General features: G+C 69.9%; 26 protein-coding genes and 2 pseudogenes. 8 read left to right on the forward strand and 20 right to left on the reverse strand.

Features of this window, described 5'->3' with window-relative positions:
* Nucleotides 1–108: 108 nt before the first annotated feature.
* Nucleotides 109–651, reverse strand: a complete 543-nt coding sequence (locus AB0B45_RS41280; protein WP_358142775.1) for a helix-turn-helix domain-containing protein — start codon at nt 649–651, stop codon at nt 109–111.
* A 69-nt stretch (nt 652–720) separates the two neighbouring features.
* Between AB0B45_RS41280 and AB0B45_RS41285 the strand changes: the two genes are divergently transcribed.
* Together AB0B45_RS41285 and AB0B45_RS41290 are read left to right on the forward strand one after the other, a co-directional pair.
* Nucleotides 721–1,350: an NAD(P)H-dependent oxidoreductase gene (locus AB0B45_RS41285; protein WP_358142777.1), complete on the forward strand. Its 630-nt coding sequence runs from the start codon at nt 721–723 to the stop codon at nt 1,348–1,350.
* The gene (locus AB0B45_RS41290) at nt 1,347–1,661 is read left to right on the forward strand and encodes a multidrug efflux SMR transporter (protein ID WP_358142779.1); all 315 of its coding nucleotides are present in this window, start codon (nt 1,347–1,349) and stop codon (nt 1,659–1,661) included. Before AB0B45_RS41285 ends, AB0B45_RS41290 begins: the two co-directional genes overlap by 4 nt.
* 49 nt (nt 1,662–1,710) lie before the next feature.
* On the opposite strand, the gene AB0B45_RS41295 is transcribed toward AB0B45_RS41290, so the two are convergent.
* Together AB0B45_RS41295 and AB0B45_RS41300 are read right to left on the reverse strand one after the other, a co-directional pair.
* Nucleotides 1,711–2,112, reverse strand: a complete 402-nt coding sequence (locus AB0B45_RS41295) for a hypothetical protein (protein WP_358142781.1) — start codon at nt 2,110–2,112, stop codon at nt 1,711–1,713.
* A 112-nt stretch (nt 2,113–2,224) separates the two neighbouring features.
* Nucleotides 2,225–2,812, reverse strand: a complete 588-nt coding sequence (locus AB0B45_RS41300) for an isochorismatase family protein (protein WP_358142783.1) — start codon at nt 2,810–2,812, stop codon at nt 2,225–2,227.
* A 130-nt stretch (nt 2,813–2,942) separates the two neighbouring features.
* Between AB0B45_RS41300 and AB0B45_RS41305 the strand changes: the two genes are divergently transcribed.
* The gene (locus AB0B45_RS41305) at nt 2,943–3,836 is read left to right on the forward strand and encodes a LysR family transcriptional regulator (RefSeq protein WP_358142785.1); all 894 of its coding nucleotides are present in this window, start codon (nt 2,943–2,945) and stop codon (nt 3,834–3,836) included.
* On the opposite strand, the gene AB0B45_RS41310 is transcribed toward AB0B45_RS41305, so the two are convergent.
* Nucleotides 3,833–4,036: a hypothetical protein gene (locus tag AB0B45_RS41310; RefSeq protein WP_358142787.1), complete on the reverse strand. Its 204-nt coding sequence runs from the start codon at nt 4,034–4,036 to the stop codon at nt 3,833–3,835. The genes AB0B45_RS41305 and AB0B45_RS41310 overlap by 4 nt on opposite strands.
* A gap of 13 nt (nt 4,037–4,049) precedes the next feature.
* On the opposite strand from AB0B45_RS41310, the gene AB0B45_RS41315 reads away from it, so the two are divergent.
* Nucleotides 4,050–4,685, forward strand: a complete 636-nt coding sequence (locus AB0B45_RS41315; protein ID WP_358142789.1) for a maleylpyruvate isomerase N-terminal domain-containing protein — start codon at nt 4,050–4,052, stop codon at nt 4,683–4,685.
* 34 nt (nt 4,686–4,719) lie between these two features.
* Here AB0B45_RS41315 and AB0B45_RS41320 read toward each other — a convergent pair whose 3' ends face one another.
* From AB0B45_RS41320 to AB0B45_RS41360, 9 genes are all read right to left on the reverse strand, one after another.
* Entirely contained in the window at nt 4,720–5,295 is a 576-nt protein-coding gene (locus AB0B45_RS41320; protein ID WP_358142791.1) for a TetR/AcrR family transcriptional regulator, read from the reverse strand.
* Between the two features lie 9 nt (nt 5,296–5,304).
* Entirely contained in the window at nt 5,305–5,598 is a 294-nt protein-coding gene (locus tag AB0B45_RS41325) for an amidohydrolase family protein (RefSeq protein WP_358142793.1), read from the reverse strand.
* Between the two features lie 231 nt (nt 5,599–5,829).
* Entirely contained in the window at nt 5,830–6,663 is an 834-nt protein-coding gene (locus tag AB0B45_RS41330; protein ID WP_358142795.1) for a CPBP family intramembrane glutamic endopeptidase, read from the reverse strand.
* 80 nt (nt 6,664–6,743) lie between these two features.
* Nucleotides 6,744–7,721, reverse strand: a complete 978-nt coding sequence (locus AB0B45_RS41335; RefSeq protein WP_358142797.1) for an ABC transporter ATP-binding protein — start codon at nt 7,719–7,721, stop codon at nt 6,744–6,746.
* Nucleotides 7,718–8,797, reverse strand: a complete 1,080-nt coding sequence (locus AB0B45_RS41340; RefSeq protein WP_358142799.1) for an ABC transporter ATP-binding protein — start codon at nt 8,795–8,797, stop codon at nt 7,718–7,720. Before AB0B45_RS41340 ends, AB0B45_RS41335 begins: the two co-directional genes overlap by 4 nt.
* Nucleotides 8,794–9,678 (reverse strand): ABC transporter permease, encoded by an 885-nt coding sequence (locus tag AB0B45_RS41345; RefSeq protein WP_358142801.1) that lies wholly within the window; start codon nt 9,676–9,678, stop codon nt 8,794–8,796. The genes AB0B45_RS41340 and AB0B45_RS41345 overlap by 4 nt, the downstream gene beginning before the upstream one ends.
* Nucleotides 9,675–10,730, reverse strand: a complete 1,056-nt coding sequence (locus AB0B45_RS41350) for an ABC transporter permease (protein ID WP_358142803.1) — start codon at nt 10,728–10,730, stop codon at nt 9,675–9,677. The genes AB0B45_RS41345 and AB0B45_RS41350 overlap by 4 nt, the downstream gene beginning before the upstream one ends.
* Entirely contained in the window at nt 10,730–12,559 is a 1,830-nt protein-coding gene (locus AB0B45_RS41355; RefSeq protein WP_358142805.1) for an ABC transporter substrate-binding protein, read from the reverse strand. The genes AB0B45_RS41350 and AB0B45_RS41355 overlap by 1 nt, the downstream gene beginning before the upstream one ends.
* Before the next feature lie 122 nt (nt 12,560–12,681).
* Nucleotides 12,682–14,313 carry an ABC-F family ATP-binding cassette domain-containing protein gene (locus tag AB0B45_RS41360; RefSeq protein ID WP_358142807.1) on the reverse strand — a complete coding sequence of 544 codons (1,632 nt, stop codon included), beginning with the start codon at nt 14,311–14,313 and terminating at the stop codon, nt 12,682–12,684.
* 21 nt (nt 14,314–14,334) lie between these two features.
* Between AB0B45_RS41360 and AB0B45_RS41365 the strand changes: the two genes are divergently transcribed.
* Entirely contained in the window at nt 14,335–14,700 is a 366-nt protein-coding gene (locus AB0B45_RS41365; RefSeq protein WP_358142809.1) for a DUF2809 domain-containing protein, read from the forward strand.
* A gap of 62 nt (nt 14,701–14,762) precedes the next feature.
* On the opposite strand, the pseudogene AB0B45_RS41370 reads toward AB0B45_RS41365, so the two are convergent.
* Nucleotides 14,763–14,966, reverse strand: a pseudogene (locus AB0B45_RS41370) (heavy-metal-associated domain-containing protein); the annotation flags it as partial.
* Nucleotides 14,967–15,063: 97 nt separating this feature from the next.
* On the opposite strand from AB0B45_RS41370, the pseudogene AB0B45_RS41375 reads away from it, so the two are divergent.
* A pseudogene (locus AB0B45_RS41375) lies at nt 15,064–15,246 on the forward strand (DJ-1/PfpI family protein); the annotation flags it as partial.
* Here AB0B45_RS41375 and AB0B45_RS41380 read toward each other — a convergent pair.
* The 5 genes from AB0B45_RS41380 to AB0B45_RS41400 form a co-directional block, all read right to left on the reverse strand.
* Nucleotides 15,239–16,432 (reverse strand): MFS transporter, encoded by a 1,194-nt coding sequence (locus AB0B45_RS41380; RefSeq protein WP_358142811.1) that lies wholly within the window; start codon nt 16,430–16,432, stop codon nt 15,239–15,241. The pseudogene AB0B45_RS41375 and the gene AB0B45_RS41380 overlap by 8 nt on opposite strands.
* A 311-nt stretch (nt 16,433–16,743) precedes the next feature.
* Nucleotides 16,744–17,667, reverse strand: coding sequence for a hypothetical protein (locus tag AB0B45_RS41385; protein WP_358142813.1), 924 nt, complete (start codon nt 17,665–17,667; stop codon nt 16,744–16,746).
* Nucleotides 17,664–18,485 carry an ABC transporter ATP-binding protein gene (locus AB0B45_RS41390; RefSeq protein WP_358142815.1) on the reverse strand — a complete coding sequence of 274 codons (822 nt, stop codon included), beginning with the start codon at nt 18,483–18,485 and terminating at the stop codon, nt 17,664–17,666. The genes AB0B45_RS41385 and AB0B45_RS41390 overlap by 4 nt, the downstream gene beginning before the upstream one ends.
* A complete protein-coding gene (locus AB0B45_RS41395) occupies nt 18,482–18,862 on the reverse strand; it encodes a GntR family transcriptional regulator (RefSeq protein WP_358142817.1) in 381 nt (126 codons plus the stop codon). The genes AB0B45_RS41390 and AB0B45_RS41395 overlap by 4 nt, the downstream gene beginning before the upstream one ends.
* Before the next feature lie 52 nt (nt 18,863–18,914).
* Nucleotides 18,915–19,436 carry a helix-turn-helix domain-containing protein gene (locus AB0B45_RS41400; RefSeq protein ID WP_358142908.1) on the reverse strand — a complete coding sequence of 174 codons (522 nt, stop codon included), beginning with the start codon at nt 19,434–19,436 and terminating at the stop codon, nt 18,915–18,917.
* Nucleotides 19,437–19,513: 77 nt separating this feature from the next.
* Between AB0B45_RS41400 and AB0B45_RS41405 the strand changes: the two genes are divergently transcribed.
* Entirely contained in the window at nt 19,514–20,347 is an 834-nt protein-coding gene (locus AB0B45_RS41405; protein WP_358142818.1) for a zinc-binding dehydrogenase, read from the forward strand.
* Here AB0B45_RS41405 and AB0B45_RS41410 read toward each other — a convergent pair.
* A complete protein-coding gene (locus tag AB0B45_RS41410; RefSeq protein ID WP_358142819.1) occupies nt 20,316–22,763 on the reverse strand; it encodes an FAD-dependent oxidoreductase in 2,448 nt (815 codons plus the stop codon). The genes AB0B45_RS41405 and AB0B45_RS41410 overlap by 32 nt on opposite strands.
* 147 nt (nt 22,764–22,910) lie before the next feature.
* On the opposite strand from AB0B45_RS41410, the gene AB0B45_RS41415 reads away from it, so the two are divergent.
* Nucleotides 22,911–23,795 (forward strand): choline/ethanolamine kinase family protein, encoded by an 885-nt coding sequence (locus AB0B45_RS41415; RefSeq protein ID WP_358142820.1) that lies wholly within the window; start codon nt 22,911–22,913, stop codon nt 23,793–23,795.
* Nucleotides 23,796–23,803 lie beyond the last annotated feature (8 nt).

A 23,803-nucleotide genomic window follows, 5' to 3' on the forward strand; every position in this document is an offset into this window, starting at 1 on the left:
CACGCTCCACGGCCGTTCGTCCTCGTACGGCAAGCCATCCACCGCCGGCCGACCCCCTGCCGCCCCGATCCCGCCCGGCTCGGCCGGGCCGATGGGAGTCGTGCCGTCTCAGCCCAGTGCCCCCGCCAGCCTGGTGAGCCCCGCGGCGATCTGGGCGGGCGTGAGCCCCCTGACCTCCCGCTGGTAGGTGTAGACGTCGGGCGCCAGTGGGGCGAGGAGCGCGTCGACGAGCGCGTCAGCCTCCGGCACCTCACCCAGCAGCGACCGCACGTGGACGCGCCAGAACCCGTACGCGCCGGTCTCGAAGCGGGAGCGGCCCACCTCGGCCCCGAGGATCAGCGGGGCGTGCTCCTCCAGCAGGTCGACCATGGCCGCGTAGAAGGCGGCCAGCCGTTCGGGGGCGGGGGCGCCCGGGCCGAGCGGCGGTTCGCCGCGGATCAGCTTCTCCTGCAGGGCGCGCTCGTGCTCGTCGAGCAGCGCCACCGCGATCGACGCCCGGTCCGGGTAGCGGCGGTAGAGGGTGCCCCTGCCGACGCCGGCCGCCTTCGCGATGTCGTCCATGGTGACGTTCGGCGCGCCCTTGGTCCTGAACAGGTCTGCGGCGGCCTCCAGGATCCTCGCGCGGTTGCGGGCGGCGTCAGCTCGTTCCATATGGACATGGTGTCCGCTTATCGGGTAGCTTGCAAGCGGACACACTGTCCACTTAGCTGAGGAGCCTTCATGAACCTGTTGCACCTGGACGCGAGCGCCAGGCGAGCGTCCTTCTCCCGCGAGCTGTCGAAGATCTACGCCGACACGTGGCGCGCGGCCAACCCCGACGGCGGCTACGTGTACAGGGACCTGGCCGCGTCCCCCGTGCCGCACATCGGCGAGGCGTGGACGGAGCTGTGCGACTACGTGCTCGCGAACGAGATCACCGACATCGGGCGCTACGAGGAGGCCGTGCGCACACCCGCGCAGAAGCAGGCGTGGGACATCCTGGAGCCGATGCTTGCCGAGGTCGTGGCGGCGGACGTGATCCTGATCGGCACGCCGATGTACAACTTCTCGATCCCCTCGTCGTTGAAGGCGTGGCTCGACCAGATCACGTTCCCGAAGATGTCGCTCAAGGGGCGCTCGTTCGTGGTGACCAGCGCGCGCGGCGGCGCGTACGGCCCAGGGACCCCTCGCGAGCCCGTCGACCACCAGGAGCGGTACCTGCGGGACTTCTTCGAAGGGCACTTCGCGGTCACCGACGTGACGTTCATCAACGCCGAACTGGTGAACGCGTTGATCGATCCCCGGCTCGCCCACCTGCGCGAGGCGCACGTGGAGTCGGTGGAGCGGGCACGGAAGGAGGCCGCACGATGAACTGGGCCATCCTCGCGCTGGCCGGGCTGGTGGAGGTGGCGTGGTCGCAGAGCATCAAACCGACCCAGAACTTCACCCGTCCGATCCCGACGGTGATCTCCCTGGTGCTGATGTCAGCGGCGGTGTGGCTACTGTCCAAGGCGATGGACACGCTTCCTGTCGGTACGGCTTACGCGGTGTTCACGGGAATCGGCGCGGTGGGGGCGATCACGCTGGGAATCGTGCTGAACGACGACCCGTTGAGCGTCGGACGCCTGGCGGCACTGGGGCTGATCGTCGGCGGCATCGTCCTGGCCCGCGTCACCACCTGACCCGACCCTGCGGCCCCGGGACGCCCGGGGGGACGGCCCGGGGGCAGCGTCAAGCCTTCGTACCGGCTCCGGGGGACTGCTGCGGCACCCAACGGCGAACGGCATCGATCGTGGTCTCCGGGGAGGTGTTGAAACAGCACCGGATTCCGGGCGTGGTAGAAACCAGCACGTTGATCAGCCGTTCGAAGAGGAGGGTGTGCTCGGGCGCCATTCGCACACCGCCTCCGATCATGGCCACGCCGAAGGTTCCTTCGGACAGCCGGTCGCGGACGGTCTTCTCAGCCGCGTCCGGGTCGGCATCGACCAGGCAAGGCTCCGCGTCGAAGCCGGCCGCCCGCACAGCCGCGAAACTCTGCTCGATCCGAGCGGCAAGCGTCGCTTCATCCAGGCCCGGATGGCTGCTGAGGTCCACCGCGCTCGCGTGCAGCCCGATCATCAGGATCTTCGTCATTTCATCGCTCCTGTCGAAAGACGACGGTGTGGGCCGCTCAATCCGCTGCTCGCCCTCCGAGCGCGTACTCGACCGAGTGCGAGGCTCCGGCCGAGCACGCGCCCGAGATGGATCAGCGCTGCGCCTCAAGCTCGGCGTGAACGCCCAGGACAGCTTGACCGGCCGGGCCGACCCAGTTGTCGGCGAGCTCGGCCAGCAGCGGGCGAGTGGTGTTGAGTACGGCGCCGGCGCGTTCCATGCGGCGCAGCGCCATCTCGTCGCTGACCGGGCTGAGTGACCCTGAGGCGTCCACGACAACCTGGACCTCGTAGCCGTCGGCGAGCGCGCTGAGGACCGGGTAGACCACGCACACGTCGGTGGTCACACCGGCGACGATCAGCCGGCGGCGACCGGTGTTCTTGACGGCGGCGGCGAAGGTGGGGTCGGCCATCGCGTTGACCACTCCGGTGCGCTGGATCCGCGCGAAGTACTCCGCCGGCATGATCTGCTCGAGGTCGGGGATCAGCGGCCCCTGAACCTGGTCCTCCATGCTGGTGGTCAGCACGGTCGGCATGCCCAGCGCCTTGACCGTCTTGGCCAGGCGGACGGTGTTGGCCCGCAACTCATCGTGATCGACCGATCCGACCCAGCCGATCGTTCCCACCTGGTGATCGATCAGCAGCACAGCGGCGTCGTCCGGGGTGAAGGGAAGGTAAGTCATCTCAAGCTCCTGTTATCAGGTGATCAGCGGGTGTTTCCCGCGCCATCCACTCTGGTTCAGGGTGAATCACCGAACAACGCCGCAGCCTGGAACAATCGTTCAGTCAGGGTGAACGAAGAAAGAGGCAGGGGTGGCTCTGGAACGGCATGAGATCGAGGCATTCCTGGCCCTGGCCGAGGAGCTGCATTTCGGCCACACCGCGGAACGGCTGCTGGTGTCGCGCTCGCACGTCACCCAGACCATCCAGAAGCTGGAGCGGCGAATCGGCGCCCCGCTGTTCGAACGGACCAGCCGTCGGGTAGCCCTCACTTCGATCGGGCGGAGGCTGTACGACGACCTGGCCCCGGCGCACGCGCAGATCCAGGCTGGGCTGGACCGGGCCATCGCGGCGGCCAGAGGGATCAGCGGCCTGCTGCACCTCGGGTTCGCCGGTGCCGCAGCCGGCCAGGCGGCGCTGGAGGCCGTCACCGCGTTCCGTGGACGCCATCCCGACTGCCAGGTCCGTCTGCACGAGCTGCACATGTCCGACTTCCTGCACCGGCTGCGCACCGAGGAGGTGGACATGGCGATCGTCTGCTTTCCTGTCAGGGAGCCTGACCTGATCACCGGCCCCGTCCTGTTCACCGAGCAGCGCATGTTGGCGGTCAACGCCGGACACCCCTTCAGCGGTCGCGCCTCGGTGACACTGGAAGACCTGGCCCGCGACGTCCTCCTGCAGCCGCCCACCTCCCTGCCCGGCTACTGGCGTCTGGACCGGGCGCCGCAGACCACCCCTTCAGGAATGCCCATCCGCCAGGGCCAGGTCACAGAAACAGTCCAGGAAGCACTGGCCCTGGTCGGGGCGGGCGCCGGGATGCTCGTCGTGGGCGCGCAGGCCGTCCGCTACTACGCCCGTCCCGATATCGTCTACGTGCCCTTTGACGACGCTCCGCCGTTCGAATGGGGGCTGGTCTGGCGCACCACCGGCGCCATCAGCCGGGTCAGCGCCTTCGCCCAAGCCGCCGTCCACGACAAAACCGCCTAGCCCAGTCGGGTGCGGACTGCCGGCCGGTCGACGCGCAGCTCGGCGACCGGATCGGGGCGGTCCTGCGCGAGCAGGGCCAGCAGCAACTGGCTGGGCCCCTCGGCGTCGCGGTCGCGCCTCCGGGTGGACTTGACGGCCTGGTTGATCGCCGCCCTCGCGCTCGTCGTCAGCGCCGTCCGGTGATTTGTCGGAGCCCCCAAGTAGGATCGCGGCGTGGCTGAAATCAGGGAGCTGTATCTGACGGCAGCGGCCTCAGCGGTCGCGTTGCTGCGCGACCCGGCGGTGGCGGCGGCCTGGGGGAAGCCGAGCGCGCTCACCGAGTTCAGCGTGGCGGGCCTGGCGGGTCACCTCGCCCAGCAGGTCTTCAGGGTCGAGGCCGCCCTGGGCGCCGAGGTGACGAACGCGGTCATCCCCCTCAACGAGCACTACACCCGCTCCGCCTGGGTCACCGCGGGCCTCGGGCACGAGTCCAACATCAGCATCAGGCGCGGCGGCGAGGACGCCGCCGCCGAGGGGCCCGAGGCGCTGGTCGCCCGCACCGAGGCCAACCTCGACCAGCTCGTCGCGGCCCTTCGCGACGAGTCCGGCGACAGGGCGCTCGGGATGCCGTGGGCGCAGTGGTCGCTGACCCTCGACGACTTCCTGCTCACCAGGCTCGTGGAGCTGGTCGTCCACTCCGACGACCTGGCAGCCAGCGTCGGCGTTCCGACGCCCGAGCTGCCGAAGGACGTCATCGGCCCGGTGGTCGATCTGCTGGCGCGGCTCGCCGTCCACCGGCATGGCCCGACGGCCGTGATCCGCGCGCTGAGCAGGGCAGAGCGCGCGCCGGCGACCATAAGCGCCTTCTGATCACACTCCGTCGCCGATCACGTTCCGCGGCTGATCACGTTCCGCGGCTGATCAGGCTCATCGCCTCGGTCACGTCGCGTGCCGTCGGCGCGCTGGCCGGGTCGACGAGCCACTGCATCAGCAGTCCCGACAGCATCGCCTGGTAGAAGGAGCCGAGCACGCGCGCCCGCTCGGGTTCCGCCGCGGGGTCGATCTGGCTGAAGACCTCGGCGAGCCCGAACCTGGCGGCCTGCAACCCTGCCGCGAGGTGCTCGCGCATCTCCGGCAGGTGGTCGATCTGTCCGACGATCTCGAACTGCGTCACCCACAGCGGCCTGAGCTCCTCGAAGGTGTCCATGACGCGCCGCCACACCGTCTCGAAGCGTTCCATGGGCGTCGCGTCCTGGTCCGTCTCGCCGGTCAGCGCGGCCTCCAGCGAGTCGCCCCACTCCTTCATCGACTCGAACAGCGCCTCGTTGAGCAGCGTCTCCTTCGACCCGAAGTGGTAGCCGATCGCGGCCAGGCTCACCCCCGCCGCGTTGGCGATGTCGCGTGCGGTGGTGCGCGTGTAGCCCTTCTCGATCAGGCAGCGCTTCGCTCCGGCCAGCAGGTCCTCTCGGTTCTTTCCCATTCACCGAATTTAGCACAAACGTCTAAGACGTTCATCCAAACCATGGATGATCGCGTCCAGCCCGAGCTCGAACGCCCGCATGGCCCGCTCGGGACGGGCCTCCTGCAGACAGCTTGGCGGTGTTGGGATGGCGGGCGAAGGCGGCCGGGCCGACAGCCACACCAGGTCGGCTGCCTTCCCGGCCTCCAGCGTCCCGCGATCGTGCTCGCCGAACGCCTGGTAGGTCACGCCCGAGGTGTAGGCGCCGAGCGCGTGCTCGAGGGAGAGCCGCTCCCCGGGGGTCCAGGCGGGCGTGCCGTCCACCGTCTGCCTGGTGGGTGCCGCGCAGCACGGCGTTCTCCATCACGATGCAACCCTCGCCCAGCTCGACAGGCCCTCCCTCGGCGGTGAGGACCGCGCCGAACAGCACTCTGCACCCCGGTCCGACGCGCACGTCCCCGCAGAGCGTGGCGGTGGGGGCGATGTAGGCCGTCGGATCGACGGACGGGCTCTTGCGCAGATGTTCGAGCAGCATGAGCCCATCATGCTCGAGCGCTAGATCAACATGTCCACGTAGACCAGGTTGACGATGGTGTGGGTGAGGATGATCACCCAGATGTTGCGGTAGCGCGCCCACAGGTAGCCCTGCATCAGGCCGAACATGCCCTGTGCCGCCACGACGGAGGCGACGCCGACGCCGATGGCCTCGGGGTTGATGTGGCTGACGTGCATCGCGGCGAACAGCAGCGCCGAGGCGAGGATCGCGGGCCATCTGCCATACAGGGCCTCCAGCCTTGTCTGCAGCCAGGCCCGGTAGAAGAACTCCTCCAGCACGCTCGCCGTCAGCAGGGTGATCAGCGAGCCGATGGCGAGCGTGACGGGATCGGGCAGTTGCTGGGTGAGCGGCGGCGACAGCGGGCTGACCTCCGCCAGCAGGAACCACGCGACGACGGCGGGCAGCGGTGCCAGCCACGTCACCGGCCTGGGGATGGACCTGGCGGCGGGGCCGTCCCCTCTGATCAGCCTGAACCCGACCAGCGGCACGACCAGCAGGATCGTGATCTTGGCGACGGGGTAGAGCAGCCCTCGGCCGACGAGCGCCACCGCGACGGGGAAGGCGACCGCCGCCGCGAGCAGCAGCCAGGTCTCCCTGACCAGCCTCGGCCGCGGCAGGCCGACCAGCGGCTGGGGTACGGCCGCGCGCGGCGCGACGAGCATGGCGAGGAGCACCGCGGCCAGCTGCGGCAGCAGCGCCGCCCACAGGGAGACGCCCGTGGCGCCGGGATCGGCCGACTGGCGGATCACGGTGTTGCCGGTGAGGATCAGCGACGCGTAGGCCAGGACGAACACCGCCAGGCCCGCCCCCGTCAAGAGGCCGGTTCTCGACATGTGTTTCATGATTGTCCCGGCTCAGGCCCGTTTCCTCCTGCCGTGGAACCAGCCGGACGTCATCCCTTGTGTTGACGCGATCAGGCCGAGGTCGGGACCGATCTGTTCGCGAAATAGCAGGCGGCCTGCGCCTCCGGTACGGCAGGCAGCACCTGGAGCAGCTCCGACCTGCACCTGCCGTCCACCCCCGCCGACGCCGCCTCGCCCGACGCCAGCACCTGGCAGCGGGCGTGGAAGCGGCATCCGCCGGGGATGCGCGTCGGGTCCGGCGGCTCACCGGTCAGCACGACCCGCTCGGGCGACTCCGGCAGCACCGACAGCAGCGCCTGCGTGTAGGGGTGCTTGGGCGCCTTCAGCACCTCTTCGACGGGTCCCGACTCGACGATCCTGCCCAGGTACATGACCGCGACCCGGTCGGCGATGTTCCAGGCCAGGCCGAGGTCGTGGGTGACGACCAGGGCGGAGAGCCCGAGGTCCGCGCGCAGCCTGAGCAGCAGCGCGAGGATCTCGCCGCGGACGCTGGCGTCCAGTGAGGCGACGGGCTCGTCGGCGACCAGCAGGCGGGGGTTGAGCGCGAGCGCGCCCGCGATGACCACGCGCTGGCGCTGGCCACCCGACAGCTCGTGCGGGTAGCGGAGGAAGAACCGCTCGGGCGGCCGGAGGCCCGCCCTGGCCAGCGCCTCGGCGACGACCTGCTCCTCGTTGGCCAGGCCGTGGATGCGCGGGCCCTCGGCGACCGCCTCGTAGACGGTGTGCCTGGGGTTCAGCGAGCCGGTCGGGTCCTGCAGGACGAGCTGGGCCTCGCGGCGGTAGGCCTTGAGCGCCTTGGAGCTGTAGGTGAGGGGCTGCCCGCCGTACAGGACGGTGCCGCTGGTGGGACGTTCGAGGCCGAGCAGGGTGCGGGCGAGCGTGGTCTTGCCGCATCCTGACTCGCCGACCAGGGCGATGATCTCGCCCTCGCCGACGGCCAGGTTGACGCCGTCGACGGCCCGGGCGCGCCGTCCCCTCGAGGCGAACTCCACGCGCAGGTCCCGCGCTTCCAGGAGCGTCGTGGTCATGATGTCTCCTTGGCGCGGGTGGACGGAACCCTCTCCTCGGCGGCGCGGCCGTGCTGGGGCGTCGCGACCCCCTCGTGGTCACGAGGCGCCGCGTTCGAGGTCAGGTCGGGGCGGACGTGGACGCAGGCGGCGGTGTGCGGGCCCGCGTCCGAGTCGCCCGCCGGCCACAGCTCGACGTCCAGCGACGAGCACACGTCCAGCGCGACAGGGCAGCGCGGGTGGAACGAGCACCCCGACGGCAGGTCCATCGGGTCGGGCGGGTCGCCGCCGAGCCCCTTGGGCGCCATCCGGGAGACGGGGTCGCCGACGGTGGGGAAGGCGGCGGCCAGCGCCTTGCTGTAGGGATGCCTGGCCTCGTGGAACACCTCGTGCGAGGGCCCGTTCTCGACGATCCGGCCCGCGTACATGACGGCCAGGCGATCACACATGTCCGCCAGGACCGACAGATCGTGAGAAATCATGACCAGGGAGATGCCATGCGAGGCGATCAGCTCCTTGATCAGAGTCAGGACCTGGGCCTGGACCATCACATCCAGCGCCGTCGTCGGCTCGTCGGCGATGATCAGCCGCGGCGAGCACGCCAGCGCCATCGCGATCATCACCCGCTGCCGCTGCCCGCCCGACAGCTCGTGCGGGTAGCTCCGCGCCCGCCACGCCGGCAGCCCGACCTGCTCCAGGAGTTCGGCCACCCGCGCCCGCGCCTGGGACGGCTCGGCGAGCCCGTGCACCAGCAGCGGCTCGGCGATCTGCTCGCCGATGCGCCGCACCGGGTTGAGACCGTGCTGCGCGCCCTGGAACACGATGGAGGCCTCGGCCCAGCGCACCGCGCGCAGCCGTCCCCATTTCATGGCCAGCACGTCCTCGCCGTCGAGCAGGATCCTGCCGTCGACGCGGGCGTCACGCGGCAGCAGCCGCAGCAACGCCATGGCCAGCGTCGACTTGCCGGAGCCCGACTCGCCCGCGATCCCCAGCGCCTCGCCCGGCGCCAGCGACAGGGAGACCCCGCGAACGGCGGGCACCTCGCCCGAGGCGATGGAGTACGTCACCGAGACGTCCTCGAGTGACAACACGTTCATCGGCTGACCCCCCGGAGGCGTGGGTTGAGCACGGCCTCCATCGCCCGCCCGCACAGCGTGAACGCCAGCACGACCGCGACGATACAGAGACCGGGAGCGAGGATGTACCACCAGGCGCCCGCCGTGGCCGCGCCCCAGTCGTAGGATCCGCGCAGCAGCTGACCCCACGACGCCTGACCCGAGTCCGCGCCGAGGAAGGCGAGCGTCGACTCGGCGACGATCGCGCTGGCCACCTGCAGGGTGGTGTTGGCGAGGACGAGCGGCGCGACGTTCGGCAGGACGTGGCGGCTCATCACGTGCCAGTGTCCCGCGCCGAGCGCGCGCGACCTCTCGATGTACGGCCTGGCCTCGACGGCCAGCGTCTGCGCCCTGATCAACCTGGCCGTGGAGGCCCACGAGGTGATGCCGATCGCCAGGATGATCGTCGAGGTGCTGCCGCCGAGGATCGCCGAGAGCACCAGCGCCAGCACCAGCGAGGGCAGCACGAGGAACCAGTCGGTGACCCGCATCAGCGCGGCGGCCGCCCAGCCCCTGAAGTGTCCTGCCGCGATGCCGACGACCGTGCCGATCACCATGCTGAGCAGCGCGGACATGAACCCGATGAGCAGCGAGACGCGCGAGCCCCACAGGATCATCAGCAGGATCGAGCGGCCCGACTCGTCGGTGCCGAGCAGGAAGCCGAGGCTCGGCGGGGCCATCTTGGCGCCCGTCGCCTTGGTGACGTCCATGCCTGACGGGTCGGTGACCAGCGGCGTGATCAGCGCGAGCACGACGAAGATCGCCAGGATGACGGCGCCGATCACGCCTGCCCGCTGCCGGCGGTACTGCTGCCAGAACCGGGCGAGCGAGGAGCGCCTGCGCGCCCACGTCACGGAGCTCATGCCGACCTCACCCTCGGGTCAAGGACGTGGTAGGCCACGTCGGCCAGCGTGTTCATGATGATCACCGCGACGCAGACGACCATGAACGTGCCCTGCATGACCGCGAAGTCGGGGCCCTTGATCGCCTCGTAGAACAGCAGTCCCAGGCCTGGCCACGAGTACACGGTCTCCACGGAGACCGCGCCGCCCACCACGAAGCCGATGTGGATGAAGACGAGCGTCACGGTCGGGAGCAGCGCGTTCGGAACGGCGTGCCGCCGCCGTACCATGTCGTCGCGCAGCCCCTTGGCGCGCGCGGTGGTCACGTAGTCCTGGCCGATCTCGTCCAGCAGCGAGGAGCGCATGACCAGCAGGTACTGCGCGTAGACGACGGCGACCAGCGTGAGGCACGGCAGCACCATGTGGTGGGCGACGTCGAGCACGTAGGCGAGGCCGTCCGGCGTGTCGACGCTCTCCATGCCGCGCGTGGGGAACAGCCCGGGGATCGGGCCGATGCCCGCGCCGAGGACCATGAGCAGCAGCAGGCCGAGCCAGAACGTCGGCACCGACCACAGCACGAGCGAGACGCCCGTGGAGAAGCGGTCGAGGCGGCCTCCGTGGTTCCACGCGGCGCGGGTGCCCTGCCACAGGCCGAGGCTGACCGCGATGAGCAGGCCGACGCCGGTCAGCAGCAGTGTGGGGCCGAACCGCTCGCCGATCAGCGCGGTGACCGGCCGCTTGTACTCGTAGGAGGTGCCGAGGTCGAACTGGAGCGTCCGCAGCACGAAGTCGACGAACTGCTGCAACAGCGGCTTGTCCAGGCCCATCTGCCTGCGCAGCAGTTCGATCTGGTCGGGGCTGAGCGGCACGTCGCGGGTGTAGGCGATGACCGGGTCGCCGGGGATGAGGCGGAACAGGAAGAACGTCGCGACGATGACCATCGCGATGCTGAGCACCGCCCCGCCGAGCTTGGTGATGGCGTATCTGAGCGTGCCCCTGTAGGCGGGGCGGTCCTCGCCGGGGCCCGCCGCCGTCTGGACGGCGGCGGGCTCGGTTTCGAGCGGAGTGGCCATTATTCGCGTTCGTCCGAGGTGCTCTTACGGCGCCTGGCCAGGAAGAACCCACCGGCGCCCACGACGACCACGGCCGCCACGATGCCGATGATCAGACCGGTGTTGGAGCCGCCGCCACCGCTGCCGCCCGAACCGCCGGTGGCCGCGGCCTTGGCGTCCAGGGTGGCCATCGGGTAGCCGCTGACGCCGCCGTACAGGATGCCCTCGCCCTGCCTGCCCGCGGGGACCGGGGTGATGCTGGTGATCCGGTCCTTGCGGTACAGCTCCAGGTTGTTCGGGTAGTAGAGCGCGATGACCGGCGCGTCGGTGTAGAGGCGCTGCTGCATCTTCTTGATCATGTCGGCCCGCTTGGCGGTGTCGAGCTCCTTGAGCTGCGACTGGTAGAGCTCCTCGTACTGCTTGTCGCAGTAGAAGGACTCGGTGCCGCCGCCCTCGCCCGAGGGGGTGGGCCGCCTGCTGCACAGGTGCGTGGCCAGGACCTCCTCCGGGTCGGGGTTGACCGACCAGCCGCTGATCGCGATGTCGAACAGGGCGGTGCTGCCGGTCTCCTCGCCGAACTTGTTGGAGTCGAGCTTGCGCGTGGTCAGCGTGATGCCGATCTCCTTGAACCACCCGGTGAGGAACTGGGCGAGCTTGTCCTCGGTCGGGGTGTCGGTGTGGATGCTGAAGCGCATCTCCAGCTTCCGCTTGCCGTCGGGCATCGTGCGGACGCCGTCGGCGCCCTTCTTGTAACCGGCCTCGTCGAGGATCTGGTTGGCCTTGGCCACGTCGAAGGTGACCTTCTCGTCGCCCGTGGCCTGCCAGAAGAAGTCGGTGTACATCGGGGGCACGATCGAGCCGTCGGCCGGCACCGCCAGGCCGTTCTGGACCTGGTCGACCAGGGCCTTCTTGTCGATCGCGTAGTGGATGGCCTGACGGACCTTCGGGTCCTTCAGCGCCGGGTGACCGTCACCGACCGGCTTGTCGTCGGAGGTGGTGGCGCCGTGGTTGATCTCCAGATACGCGGCGCGGCGGCCCGGGGTGTTCCACTGCACGATGTTCGGGTCGCCGGCACCCGCCTCGAACTGCGGCGCGGCCAGGCGGCCGATCAGGTCGATGTCGCCCTTCTTGAGGCCGGCGATGGCCGCCTCGGGGTTCTCGTAGAAGATGACCTGCAGCTCGTCGATCTTCGGCTTGCCCTGCCAGTAGTCAGGGTTGGCCTTGAGCTTGACGTAGCTGTCCTTCTTGTGCTCGATCGGGATGTACGCGCCGTTGGTGACGGCGGGGTAGGTCTCGTTCTCGAACGTGGCCATGTCGCCGACCTTCTCCCAGATGTGCTTGGGCACGATCGGGATCGGGTTCGACAGCATCGACGCCTGCGGCGCCTTGGTCTTGATGACCAGGGTCCTGTCGTCGGTGGCGGTGACCGAGGCGAAGTTCTCCACGGCGGGACCGTTGCCGGTCTTGGCCGCGTCATCCGTCATGATCTTGTTGAAGGTCCATGCCGCGTCCTGGGCGGTGACCGGCTGACCGTCCGACCACTTGGCCTGGCGGATCTTGAACGTCCAGGTGAGTCCGTCATCCGAGGACTCCCACGACTCCGCCAGGTCGGGACTCGGCTGCAGGGTCTTGGGGTCGGGCGTGGTGAGGAACATGTACGTCCACCGCTGGAGCTGGCCCGCGATCAGCCGTACCGCCAGGAACGGGTTCATCGAGTCGACCGACTGGATCGAGCCGATCCTGACGGTCTTCTTGCCCGTCGTGGCGGGATCCGCCTGCGCGGCGGTGACCGGTGCCGCCAATGCTAGAGCCACCCCGAGCGCCGTCAGGCGCGCGAGCCATTTACCCATTGGTGCCTCACTCTCAGGCAAGGGGGAGACCTGTTGTAGAGAAAGGCACACCATCGCAACATCCCGTGTCAACGAGAGGCGGAAAATTGTTTCACTCTCGTTTCAATCCGCGATGTTATTTTTCACCCCTCTTCGCAGACTTGACCTCCGTCCACCCGCAGCCGTCGATCCACCTGTACGGCGTCGAGCATCCTGCGGTCGTGGGTGACGAGCAGCAGCGTGCCCGGGTAGGAGGCGAGCGCCGACTCCAGCTGCTCGATCGCGGCCAGGTCGAGATGGTTGGTCGGCTCGTCGAGCACCAGCAGGTTGACGCCTCTGGCCTGGAGCAACGCCAGGGCGGCGCGGGTCCGCTCGCCGGGCGAGAGCGTGGAGGCGGGCCGCAGCACGTGGTCGGCCCTGAGGCCGAACTTGGCCAGCAGCGTGCGCACCTCACCGGGCGGCAGGTCGTCGGAGAACGACTCGACCAGCGGCGCCGAGCCCTCGAACAGCCGGCGGGCCTGGTCGACCTCGCCGACCACCACTCCTGGACCGAGCGCCGCGTGGCCCTCGTCGAGCTTCAGCTTGCCGAGCATCGCGCCCAGCAGCGTCGTCTTGCCAGAGCCGTTCGCGCCGGTGATCGCCACCCGCTCGGCCCAGCCGATCTCCAGGTCGACGGGGCCGAGCGTGAACGTGCCGCGTCTGACCACGGCGCCGCGCACCGTGGACACCACCGCGCCCGCGCGGGGCGCGGCCGCGATCTCCATCCGGAGCTCCCACTCCTTGCGCGGCTCGTCCACCACCTCGAGGCGCTCGATCAGCTTCTCGGTCTGTCGCGCCTTCGCGGCCTGCTTCTCGGTGGTCTCGACGCGGGCGTTGCGGCCGATCTTGTCGTTGTCCTTCTGCTTCCTGCGGGCGTTCTTGACGCCCTTCTCCATCCACGCGCGCTGCGTGCGGGCTCGAAGCTCCAGGTCGGAGCGGGTCTCGGCGTACTCCTCGTAACGCTCGCGGGCGTGCCTGCGGGCCACCTCGCGCTCGTCCAGGTAGGCCTGGTAGCCGCCGCCGTACAGGTGGACCCGCTGCTGGGCCAGGTCGAGCTCCAGCACCGACGTCACGGTCCTGGCCAGGAACTCGCGGTCGTGACTGACCACGACGGTCCCCGAGCGCAGCCCCTTCACGAACCGCTCCAGGCGGTCGAGCCCGTCCAGGTCTAGATCGTTGGTCGGCTCGTCGAGCAGGAACAGGTCGTATCTGCTGAGCAGCAGCGACGCCAGACCCGCGCGGGCGGCCTGGCCGCCGGACAGCGACGTCATGGGCTGGTCGAGGTCGATCATCAGCCCGAGGTCGGCGGCCACCTCGTCCGCGCGCTCCTCCAGATCCGCGCCGCCGAGCGACAGCCAGCGCTCAAGCGCGAAGCTGTAGGCGTCGTCGGCGCCCTGCCTGGCCTCCACGATGGCCTGCGTGGCCGAGTCGAGCTCGGCCTGCGCCTTCGTGACTCCGGTACGGCGGGCGAGGAACCGCCTGACCGTCTCGCCCTGACGTCGCTCGGGCTCCTGGGGAAGGAAGCCGACGACGGCCGTGGGCGGGTTCAGCCTGATCGAACCACCCTCCGGCCGGTCGATCCCGGCGAGAAGGCGGAGCAGCGTCGACTTGCCCGCTCCGTTGACGCCGACGAGGCCGATGACGTCGCCTGGGGCGACCACGAGGTCCAGTTCGGAGAACAGGACCCGCTCACCGTGACCCGCGGCGAGATCTTTTGCGACAAGTGTTGCGCTCATAACAACCGTTAGCGTAATCGCATGCCACGCATCCGCATCGCGATTTTCGCCGCCGTGACGATCATCCTGGGGCTGGCGACCAGGCCGTTGTCGAAGTACGCGGGGGACGCGTTCTACACGGTGCTGCTGTATTGGATCGTGGTGTTCGTCACGCCCAGGGTGCGGCCGGTGTGGGCGGCGGGCGTCGCGCTGGCCACCAGCTGGGCGATCGAGTTCGCGCAGCTGCTGAACCTGCCACGAGTCCTGGCGCCGGTCCTGGGCAGCACGTTCAACCCGCCCGACCTGTTCTGGTACGCCGTCGGCGCCGCCGCCGTGTGCGCCTTCGACCTGGCCCTGCGCCGCACCCAGCCGCCCTCGTCTCGCCGGAAGGCGCCCGCGAACGGCTAGTGGCAGCCGCCCGAGCCGCAGCACGAGCCGCCCGCCTGGGCCAGCATGACGACGTCCTGGCGGCCGGCGAGCTCGTACCCCGCCTCGGTGACAGCCGCACCCACCAGCGCGTCGTCAAGCGGGGCCGCGCTGGTCACGGTCACGGCCTTGCTCGACAGGTCCACCCGCACCTCGCTCACGCCCTCCACCTTGCCCACCTCGGCGGTCACCGAGCTGACGCAGTGGCCGCAGGTCATACCCTCGACCTGATACGTGGTGACGGTCATCGATCTCTCCTCACAGCTCGGGAACTCGTGCGATCACTATATACCCCCCAGGGGTTTAAGTTGCATAGATCCCCCTTCTCGGGGCACGCGACCACCCATCGTCCGCGGGCGCACGGTCACCTCGTGGCCCAGCCTCAAGACCGACCTGCGCAACGCGGGCGCGACGTGGCAGGACAAGGAGGTCATCGTCTGCACGTCAGGCCCCAACAAGCTGGTCACCAGCCGCAAGCCGGACGATCTCAAGGCCTTCAACCAGGCGGCCGTCGACGCGTTCAGCTGACAGGAAGCTCCGACCGAGCGCCCCGGAGCAGGGCCAGGGCGGCGAGCGCGCCCGCCGAGCCGAAGATCGCGATGGCCCCGCCCGCGCCCGCGAACTCGGCGACGACTCCCGCCACCACCATCGCGAGACCCTGCGCCGCGGTCAGCGCCGCGGCGATGACCCCGACGGCGCCACCGCGCCGTTCGTCGGGCACCAGTGAGACGAACTCCGCGTTGGCCACCACCTGGTAGGCGGTCAGCGCCCCGCACGCCACGAGCAGGAGGAGCATCACCGGCAGCGGCGGGAGCAGAGCCGCGCCGAGCAGCGGCACGAAGCTCGCCAGGGCAAGCGGCCCGAGCAGGCGCGGCCGCGTATCAGGGCGGACCCGCTTGGTCAGCACGAATGTCCCCGCCACATAACCGGCGGGGATGGCGGCCATGAGCAGGCTCGACAGGTCCTCGTCCAGCCCGATCTGCCTGCCGTACGGCACGGCGAGCGCGAGCGGCGTCATCGAGAAGGCCGCGAGCAGCGCCAGCATCGCCAGCCGGCGAAGACGGGGATGCCCGGTGATCGTCTCGACGCGGTCGCGGAGCCTGGGCTTCACGACCCGCGCGGGATCGGCGGGAGCGTAAGCCGAAAGACGCGAGATCAGCAGGGCGGAGACCACGAACGTGGCCGCGTCGACCACGAAGGCGGGCCGTGGCCCCGTCGCCGCGACGACCAGGCCGCCGACCAGGAAGCCGAGGACGTAGGTGGCCTGGTTGGTCACGTGGTACGCGGCGACGCCGACGGTATAGCGCTCGCCGGACAGCATCTGGGGCAGGATCGCGGCCCTCGCGGCGCGCGCGGGCGACTCCAACGCCTGGACCGCGAAGAGCAAGGCGTAGAGCGCGAAGAGCGGCATTTCAGGGACCGCGATGAGAACGACCAGAATCGCGCGGAGGAGATCCGCGGAAATCATCACGTTCCTGCGTGGATGGCGGTCGGCGAGAACGGCGAGCAAGGAGCCGCCCATAATCGCGGGCAGATAGCTGAGCGCGTAGGAGAGCGCGGTCAGCCACGCGGAGGCCGTCTGCTGGTAGACCAGGGTGACGACGGCCACTCTGGCGAGCTGGTCACCCAGTTCGGAGATGACGGTAGCGCCCCAGAGACGGCGGTATTCAGCGACGGAGAAGACGTCGCTGAAGCCCACGGACTGCTTTCCCATGGATCATCGCCACCCGTCCCCATAGATCGCAAACGGTTGCAACCTAACAAGATCAAGTGAAGAGATCAAGGACTTGCATTGCCCCGGACAACCGCAGATCATTACGAACGCAGCGTAGATCGTTTTATCACCATAATGAGCGATAAATCACGATTCACCGCTGTGACATCCCCGAGGGAAGGGGGGTGGCAACCGTGCAGCGCGGAGTCTCCTGGACCTAACCGGTGGCCCTCCGCCAACCGGCGACCACCTCGTACGGCTGGCACCCCGCCAGCCGTACACCCCACCCCATCCGGCCTGCCGTAGGGGAGTCACGTGGATCGCGGGACGCGGCGGACGGTGAGCCAGCCGAGCAGCCCCGCCCCCGACAGCAGGATCGCCGCGTCGGTGAGCTGGAAGCGCCAGAACATCTCGGGACGATGGACGTAGAAGACGTAGCGGTAGCCCTTCCCGATCAGGCACCGCTCGTGGGCCACCTGGGCCCGCTCTCCCCGCCCCAGGCTGGAATCACGCGGGCACACCCCCGCCGGCGGTGAGGCCGTCTCGGCGCCCACGGGATCCGCCCAGGCCCGCGACACCAGCCGCACGTCCTGCTCGAAGGCCGCCTCGTTCGTCACCACCCTGGTCGGCGTCGCGTAGTGGTCGCTCACGCTGAACAGCGCGAACGTCATGACCGCGCACACGCCGACGACCACCGCCATCGCCGGAAGCGTGCGCCGCAGCATCGCCCCCGCCGCGGTCCCCAGCATGAGGGCGAACACCCACCAGGCGACCGGCTCCACGCCCAGCATGTTGAAGATGCCGATATTTCCGAACGTGTCGGTGCGGAAGAGCGGCCGCCACAGCGACACCATCGCCGACATGACCAGCCCGCCCAGCGCCACCGATCCGCCCAGCACCGACAGCTTGACCGCCAGCCACCGCCGCGGCGACACCCCCTGCGTCCACACCAGCTGGTGCGTCCCCCTCTCGAACTCCCGCCCCAGCAGCGGCGCCCCCCAGAACACCCCGATCAGCGCGGGCGCCACGATCGGCAGCCAGCCGAAGAGGGTGTAGACGGCCTGGTAACGCTCACCCAGCGCGGCGTCGAGATCGCCCGAGCCCAGCCCCGCGTGCGACGCGACGAACGCCGACGCCTCCAGCCCCGACACCGTGAACATCACCCCGAGCGCCACCAGCAGCCCGGACATCACCAGCAGCTGTCCCCTGTGCTGTCGGTAGGTCAGCCAGATCACGCCCGCACCCCCGCGAGTCTCGGCAGCGCCGCCGCCTCGGGGCTGCGCAGATAGGCCATCACCAGGTCCTCGAGGCCGACCGTCCGCGTCCGCCACCGCGGGTCGGCCACCGGCGCGCCCCGCACGAGCCAGCTCTGCTCCCTCTCGCTACGGCTCCCGCCCACGATCGTCGCGTTCAGCGTGAGCTCCGGCGGCCCGGTCATCATCCGGTGCTCGGCCAGCAACTCCTCGATGTCGCCGCTGACCTGCACCCGTCCCCCGTTCAGCACGACCAGCCAGTCGCAGGTGTCCACCAGGTCGGACACCACGTGCGAGGAGATCACCACGCCCATTCCCGTCTCCGCGACCGCGGTCATGAGCGAACGCATCACCTCGTGCCTGGCCAGCGGATCGAGGTTGGCCAGCGGCTCGTCGAGCACGAGCTGGTCTGGCCGCCTGGCCAGCGCGAGCGTGAGCGCCACCTGCGCCCGCTGCCCTCCCGACAGCCTGCCGACCCTGCGCCCGAGCGGGATGCCGAGCTCGGCCATCCGCGCGGTGGCCAGCGCCTGGTCCCATCGCGGGTTGAGCCTGCGCCCCAGCGTCAGCGTCTCGGCGACGGTGAAGGAGTCGTAGAGCGGCTTGTCCTGCGCCACGAACGCGACCTCGCCCGCCGTCCTGACCGTGCCCCTGTCGGGTGCGAGCAGGCCGACGACGGTGTGCAGGAGCGTCGTCTTGCCCGCGCCGTTCGGCCCGACGAGCGCGGCGACCCTGCCCCGCGGCACGTGGAGCGAGCAGTCGCGCAGCCTGTCGCCGACGCTCAGCCCTGTCACCTCGATCATGCCGCCATCTCTCTGACGACGGCGCCGAAGAGCGCGTGCAGGTCCTCGTCGGCGAGCCCGGCTTCGCGTGCCTGCCGTACCCACGCGGTGAGGGAGGCGCGCAGCCGTGCCTGGGCGGCCGGCGTCGTGCCGCCGATCGAGCGCTCCACGAACGTGCCCATGCCGGGACGGCCGATGACCAGGCCCTCGCGTTCGAGCTCACGGTAGGCCTTGAGCACGGTGTTGGGGTTGATCGCCAGCCGGTCGACGACCTCCTTGGCGGTGGGCAGCTGGTCGCCCGGCCGCAGGGTGCCGAGCCGCAGAGCCTGCTTGACCTGGTGGACGAGCTGGAGGTAGGTGGACACCCCCGAGCCCTTGTCGAGGTAGAAGTCGATCACGCCAGCAACACCCTTTCACTATTGGAATAGTGAAAGGGTGTTGGATGCACGGTCACGCTGTCAAGGCCGCGGCCAGCTCGCGGACCGAGCGCTTGAGCCGGTCGACGCCGAGATGGCGCACCAGCTCGCCGTCGAAGGAGGCGAGCACCGTGTGGGCCAGGAAGCCCGCGTCCCTGTCCGGCCGAGCCTCGGCGATCAGGGCCGTCACATGGGTGTGCCACCGCAGGTAGGTGGGGTCGGCGTACTTGTCCTCCGCGCAGGCGCGCTCGTGGGCGGCGAACAGCGCGATGTTCCGCCCCGCGAGGTCGGCCAGCTCGTCGAGGAAGCCGAACAGCCGTTCCCTCGCGGGGAGGGCTGGGTCCTCGGCGGCGATCCTGGCGGCCAGCCGTTCGGCCCGCTCGGCCAGCAGCTCCTGGAACAGCCCCGTGCGGCTGCCGAACCTGCGGAACACCGTGCCCTTGCCCACGCCGGCGGCCTCGGCGACGCGATCGAGCGAGACGCTCTCGCCCGCGGCGAGCAGCTCTTCGACTGCCCGCAGGATCGCCTCGCGGTTCCTGGTCGCGTCGGATCGCATCACGGTGACCCCCCTTGTAAGCGGACTGACGGTCCCCATACTATCAAGCGGACCGACAGTCCGTTTGAAGGAGAGTCATGCGCGCGTTGCGAGAGCTGAAGCTGGTCGAGGCGCCCGAGCCCGTGCCGGGTCCTGGCGAGGTGCTCGTCGAGGTCCGCCACGTCTCAGCGAACCACAGCGAGCTCAAATACCCGCACATCGGCGGCCACGACGCCGCGGGCATCATCGTGGAGGGCCAGGGCAAGGGCGGCAGGGTCGTGGCGTTCGGGGCGGGCGCGTGGGCGGAGCGGGCGGTCTTCCCCGCGTCGTCCGTGGCCGCCGTGCCCGACGGCGTGGACCTCGCGGACGCCGCGGCCCTGCCGATGGCGGGCCTCACCGCGCTGCGCACGCTCAGGGCCGCCGGACCCCTGCTCGGCAGGCGCGTGCTGATCACCGGCGCGTCGGGCGGCGTCGGCAGGCTGGCCGTCCAGCTGGCCCACCGCGCGGGAGCGCACGTGATCGCCGCCGCCCGCCGCGGCGAAGGGCTGCGCGAGCTGGGCGCCGACGAGGTGCTCCCCTCACTCGACGGCGTCGAGCCCGTCGACGTGGTGCTCGAACTGCTCGGCGGCCCTCACCTGGTCAGGGCGTGGGAGCTGCTCGCCCCCGGCGGCAACCTGCAGAGCATCGGCTGGTCCTCGGGCGAGCCCGCCGCGTTCACCTCGCTGTTCGCGCTCGGCGCCGCCAGGTCGATCCACTCGTTCGGCGACGTCTCCGAGCCAGGCCCCGACCTGGCGACCCTCGTCGACCTCGTCGATCGCGGCCTGCTGTCGCCGTCGATCGGCTGGCGCGGCCCGTGGGAGCGCGCCGGAGAGGCCGCCGACGCGCTCTTCAGCGGGCAGGTCAGGGGGAAGATCGTGCTGGACGTGACCTGATCCGCTCGTGTCCCGGGTCGTACGGCGGCCGCTCCTCGATCGTGGCCTCCACCCACGTCCCGTCCACGCCGACGGTCACCTCCCCCGGATCTCCCCGCAGGTAGGCGTAGGCGATCGAGGCGTCCACCCGGTGCCCGTAGCCGCCGCTCGTCACGCGGCTCGTGGGCACGCCGTCCACGCGCACGGGCTCCCCGCCCAGGCACACCCGCCGCGGATCCCGCAGCACCAGGCAGCGCAGCGTCCGCTCGGGCGCGGGATCCAAGGCGTCCTTGCCCAGGAAGTCCTTGCCCGCCTGTACGGCGAAGCCGAGCCCCGCCTCGTACGGCGTGGTCTCGGGGGTGATGTCCAGCCCCCAGACCCGATAGCCCTTCTCCAGCCGCATCGAGTCGATGGCCCGGTAACCGCCGGGACGCATGCCGTACGGCAGGCCCGCCGCCATGAGCGCGTCCCACAGGGTCAGGCCGTACTCGGCCGGGCAGTACAGCTCCCAGCCGTACTCGCCCACGAACGTCACCCGCTGCGCCAGCACCGGCACGGACGCGACGCTGATCTGCCTGGCCTGCAGGTACGGGAAGCCGAGGTCGTCGTCGCAGATCCGCTCCAGGATCGCGCCCGCCTGCGGGCCCCACAGGCAGTAGCAGGCGTACGCGGAGGTGACGTCCGTGACGTCGAGGCCGTTGCGGCGCAGCCACGCGGCGTCGTGCGTGCCGTACGCGGTGCCCGTGACCAGGCGGAACCTGTCCTCGCCGAGCCGGGTGACGGTCAGGTCGGCCTCAATGCCGCCCCGGTGGTTGAGCAACTGGGTGTAGACGACCGCGCCGACCTTCTTGTCGATCTGGTTGGCGCACAGCCGCTGGAGCCGGTCGAGCACGCCGGGCCCCGACACCTCCAGTTTCGCGAACGAGGTCTGGTCGAACAGCCCCGCCGCGTCCCTGGTGGCCAGGCACTCCTCCCGTACGGCGGGCGACCACACCCGGCCCGCCCATCCCAGCGGCCGTGGCCCGTCACCGGACGCGTTGGAGCCGAACCAGTTGACCCGCTCCCACCCAGCCTTCTCGCCGAACGCCGCGTCGAGGTCGGCGTGCCTGGGCCAGGCGGGTGAACGGCGCAACGGCCTGGCGGCGGTGCGCTCCTCGCCCGGATAGACGACGTCGTAGTACTTCGAGTACGAGTCGAGCGCCTTCGTCCGAGCCCAGCGCTCCGATCCCGCGTAGCCGCCGAACCGCCTGACGTCCATCCCGAACAGGTCGTACTCGGGCACGCCGTCGACGATCCACTCGGCCATCACCTTGCCGACGCCTCCGGCGGCCGCCAGCCCGTGGACGCAGAATCCCGCCGCGACCCAGAACCCACGCACCGCGGTCTCGCCCAGCAGGAACTCTCCGTCGGGAGTGAACGCCTCGGGCCCGTGCACGATCCGGGCCACCTGGCTCTTGTCGAAGTCGTCCGTGGTGCGCTTGGCGATGACGGGCAGCCTGTGGCGGGCCGACGCCCACGACTCCCTGAACTTGGGCAGGTTCGGCTCGAAGAGCAGCCGCGACTCCGCCAGCGGGTCGGCCGCCTCCCAGATCTCCGGCGTGCGGATGTAGCCGCCGACCAGGATCCCGCCCTCGTGCTCGCGGAAGTAGACGATGTTGTCGGGGTCGCGCACCGTCGGCGTGGACGAGGGGATGTCCGCCGGGTGGGTCACGACGTACTGGTGCTTGATGGGCACGATCGGCACGTCCACCCCTGCCAGCGCGCCCACCTTCCCCGCCGCCGCGCCCGCGCAGTTCACGATGGTCTCGGTGCTGACGACCCATTCGTCGCCCTCGCCCGTGGTGGGGGCGAGACGGACCCCGCGGACCGAGCCATCGGCCACGTCGATCCCGGTGACCCGAACCCCGGTGACGATCCGGACGCCGAGCTTCGCCGCGCCCTCGGCCAGAGCGCGCGCCAGCGACGCGGGGTCCAGCCATCCGTCACCCGGCAGCCACAGGGAGGCGAGGACGTCCTCGTCGTTCAGCATGGGCATCAGGTCGTTGGTCTGCCTGCCCGACAGCAGCGACATGTCCAGGCCGTACGTCTCGGCGGCGCCCGCCTGCCTGACGAGCTCCTCCACCCTGTCGTGCGTGGTCGCGAGCCGCAGCCCGCCGACGCCGTGCCAGCCGGGATCGAGGCCGGTCAGCTCGGCCAGCTCGGGGTAGAGCCCGGCCGAATACATGATCATGCGTGTCTGGGTGACCGTGGAGCGCAGCTGGCCGACGAACCCGGCCGAGTGCCACGTGGTGCCCTCGGTGAGCTCGTGCCGCTCGACGAGCACGACGTCCTGCCAGCCGAGACGGGCCAGATGGTAGGCCACGCTGCAGCCCGCCACACCGCCGCCGATCACTATCGCTTGTGCCGAATCAGGTATTCCCATGATCGAAACCGCCATGTACGTATGAGAAACGTGCTAGGTGGACCGCCACCAGGACCCGTGTCTGGCGCGGACGTGTGGCGGCGGTCGGATGAGCACGATTCTCATAAGCCACCTTGCCCGCAGGATCGGAATGGTCTAAATGTAGGCCAAAGGGAGTCGCGCATGCCAGACGTGATCGCATTGGTCTCCGACTGGGCCGGGCGGCCGGTCAGTCAGACCCCCATCAAGGGTGGGCTCAGTCACCTGATCGCCAAGGTCGAGACAGGGGACGGCGAGCGATGGCTGCTGCGCGTGCTCGATCCGGCCGTCTGCGCGGCCGGTCTGGGCATCCCGATGGACCAGGAAATCGAGAACACGATCAGGGCCGCCGAGACAGGCGTCGGCCCGAAAGTGATCCACCACTTCCCCGAGGCACACGCCCTGTTGATCGAATACCTGGACGGAATCACGCTTAACGCCGGGCAAATCAGTAAAAACCTGGAAAAGATCGCTGTCGCTTGCCGACGACTCCACGCAGGTCCCCGCTTCGTCAACGACTTCTCCATCTTCGACAAGCTGCGCGAGTTCCGCGACCGCTGTCACACCCATGACCTGGGAGTTCCTCCCGGCTACGATGACATCCTTCCCGCGGTGGCGGACATCGAGCGGGCCATCCCCGCGGTCCCCGCCGTTCCGTGCCACAACGACCTGCTGGCCGAGAACTTCATCGCCCAGGGCGACGAGATCCGCATCGTCGACTACCAGCTCTCGGGCAACAACGACCCCGCCTTCGAGCTCGGCGACATCGCCGCCGAAGCGGACCTCGACCCCGACCAGACCGCGCGCCTGGCCAGGGCCTACTTCAACAACGGCGACCACGACTCCCGCGTCCGTCTCTTCCAGATCATGTCGAACGTGACGTGGACCCTGTGGTTCTCGGTCCATCACGGCCTCCTCGCACGGCAGGCCGACTTCGACTACGAGGCCGAAGCGGCCGGCAAGTTCGCGCGAGCCCTACGAGACCTGGACGGTGTCGGCCGTCTGATCGACGACGTCCGGAGGCACTAGCACAACCC

It is taken from the genome of Nonomuraea sp. NPDC049152 (assembly GCF_040648355.1).
GTDB lineage: Bacteria > Actinomycetota > Actinomycetes > Streptosporangiales > Streptosporangiaceae > Nonomuraea.

Bases quoted from the DNA above. Each gene is read 5' to 3' on its own strand.
- AB0B45_RS41280 (WP_358142775.1), bottom strand. From the start codon at position 651: ATGGAACGAGCTGACGCCGCCCGCAACCGCGCGAGGATCCTGGAGGCC.
- AB0B45_RS41285 (WP_358142777.1), top strand. From the start codon at position 721: ATGAACCTGTTGCACCTGGACGCGAGCGCCAGGCGAGCGTCCTTCTCC.
- AB0B45_RS41290 (WP_358142779.1), top strand. From the start codon at position 1,347: ATGAACTGGGCCATCCTCGCGCTGGCCGGGCTGGTGGAGGTGGCGTGG.
- AB0B45_RS41295 (WP_358142781.1), bottom strand. From the start codon at position 2,112: ATGACGAAGATCCTGATGATCGGGCTGCACGCGAGCGCGGTGGACCTC.
- AB0B45_RS41300 (WP_358142783.1), bottom strand. From the start codon at position 2,812: ATGACTTACCTTCCCTTCACCCCGGACGACGCCGCTGTGCTGCTGATC.
- AB0B45_RS41320 (WP_358142791.1), bottom strand. From the start codon at position 5,295: ATGGGAAAGAACCGAGAGGACCTGCTGGCCGGAGCGAAGCGCTGCCTG.
- AB0B45_RS41330 (WP_358142795.1), bottom strand. From the start codon at position 6,663: ATGTCGAGAACCGGCCTCTTGACGGGGGCGGGCCTGGCGGTGTTCGTC.
- AB0B45_RS41335 (WP_358142797.1), bottom strand. From the start codon at position 7,721: ATGACCACGACGCTCCTGGAAGCGCGGGACCTGCGCGTGGAGTTCGCC.
- AB0B45_RS41340 (WP_358142799.1), bottom strand. From the start codon at position 8,797: ATGAACGTGTTGTCACTCGAGGACGTCTCGGTGACGTACTCCATCGCC.
- AB0B45_RS41345 (WP_358142801.1), bottom strand. From the start codon at position 9,678: ATGAGCTCCGTGACGTGGGCGCGCAGGCGCTCCTCGCTCGCCCGGTTC.
- AB0B45_RS41350 (WP_358142803.1), bottom strand. From the start codon at position 10,730: ATGGCCACTCCGCTCGAAACCGAGCCCGCCGCCGTCCAGACGGCGGCG.
- AB0B45_RS41355 (WP_358142805.1), bottom strand. From the start codon at position 12,559: ATGGGTAAATGGCTCGCGCGCCTGACGGCGCTCGGGGTGGCTCTAGCA.
- AB0B45_RS41360 (WP_358142807.1), bottom strand. From the start codon at position 14,313: ATGAGCGCAACACTTGTCGCAAAAGATCTCGCCGCGGGTCACGGTGAG.
- AB0B45_RS41365 (WP_358142809.1), top strand. From the start codon at position 14,335: ATGCCACGCATCCGCATCGCGATTTTCGCCGCCGTGACGATCATCCTG.
- AB0B45_RS41380 (WP_358142811.1), bottom strand. From the start codon at position 16,432: ATGGGAAAGCAGTCCGTGGGCTTCAGCGACGTCTTCTCCGTCGCTGAA.
- AB0B45_RS41390 (WP_358142815.1), bottom strand. From the start codon at position 18,485: ATGATCGAGGTGACAGGGCTGAGCGTCGGCGACAGGCTGCGCGACTGC.
- AB0B45_RS41400 (WP_358142908.1), bottom strand. From the start codon at position 19,436: ATGCGATCCGACGCGACCAGGAACCGCGAGGCGATCCTGCGGGCAGTC.
- AB0B45_RS41405 (WP_358142818.1), top strand. From the start codon at position 19,514: ATGCGCGCGTTGCGAGAGCTGAAGCTGGTCGAGGCGCCCGAGCCCGTG.
- AB0B45_RS41410 (WP_358142819.1), bottom strand. From the start codon at position 22,763: ATGGCGGTTTCGATCATGGGAATACCTGATTCGGCACAAGCGATAGTG.
- AB0B45_RS41415 (WP_358142820.1), top strand. From the start codon at position 22,911: ATGCCAGACGTGATCGCATTGGTCTCCGACTGGGCCGGGCGGCCGGTC.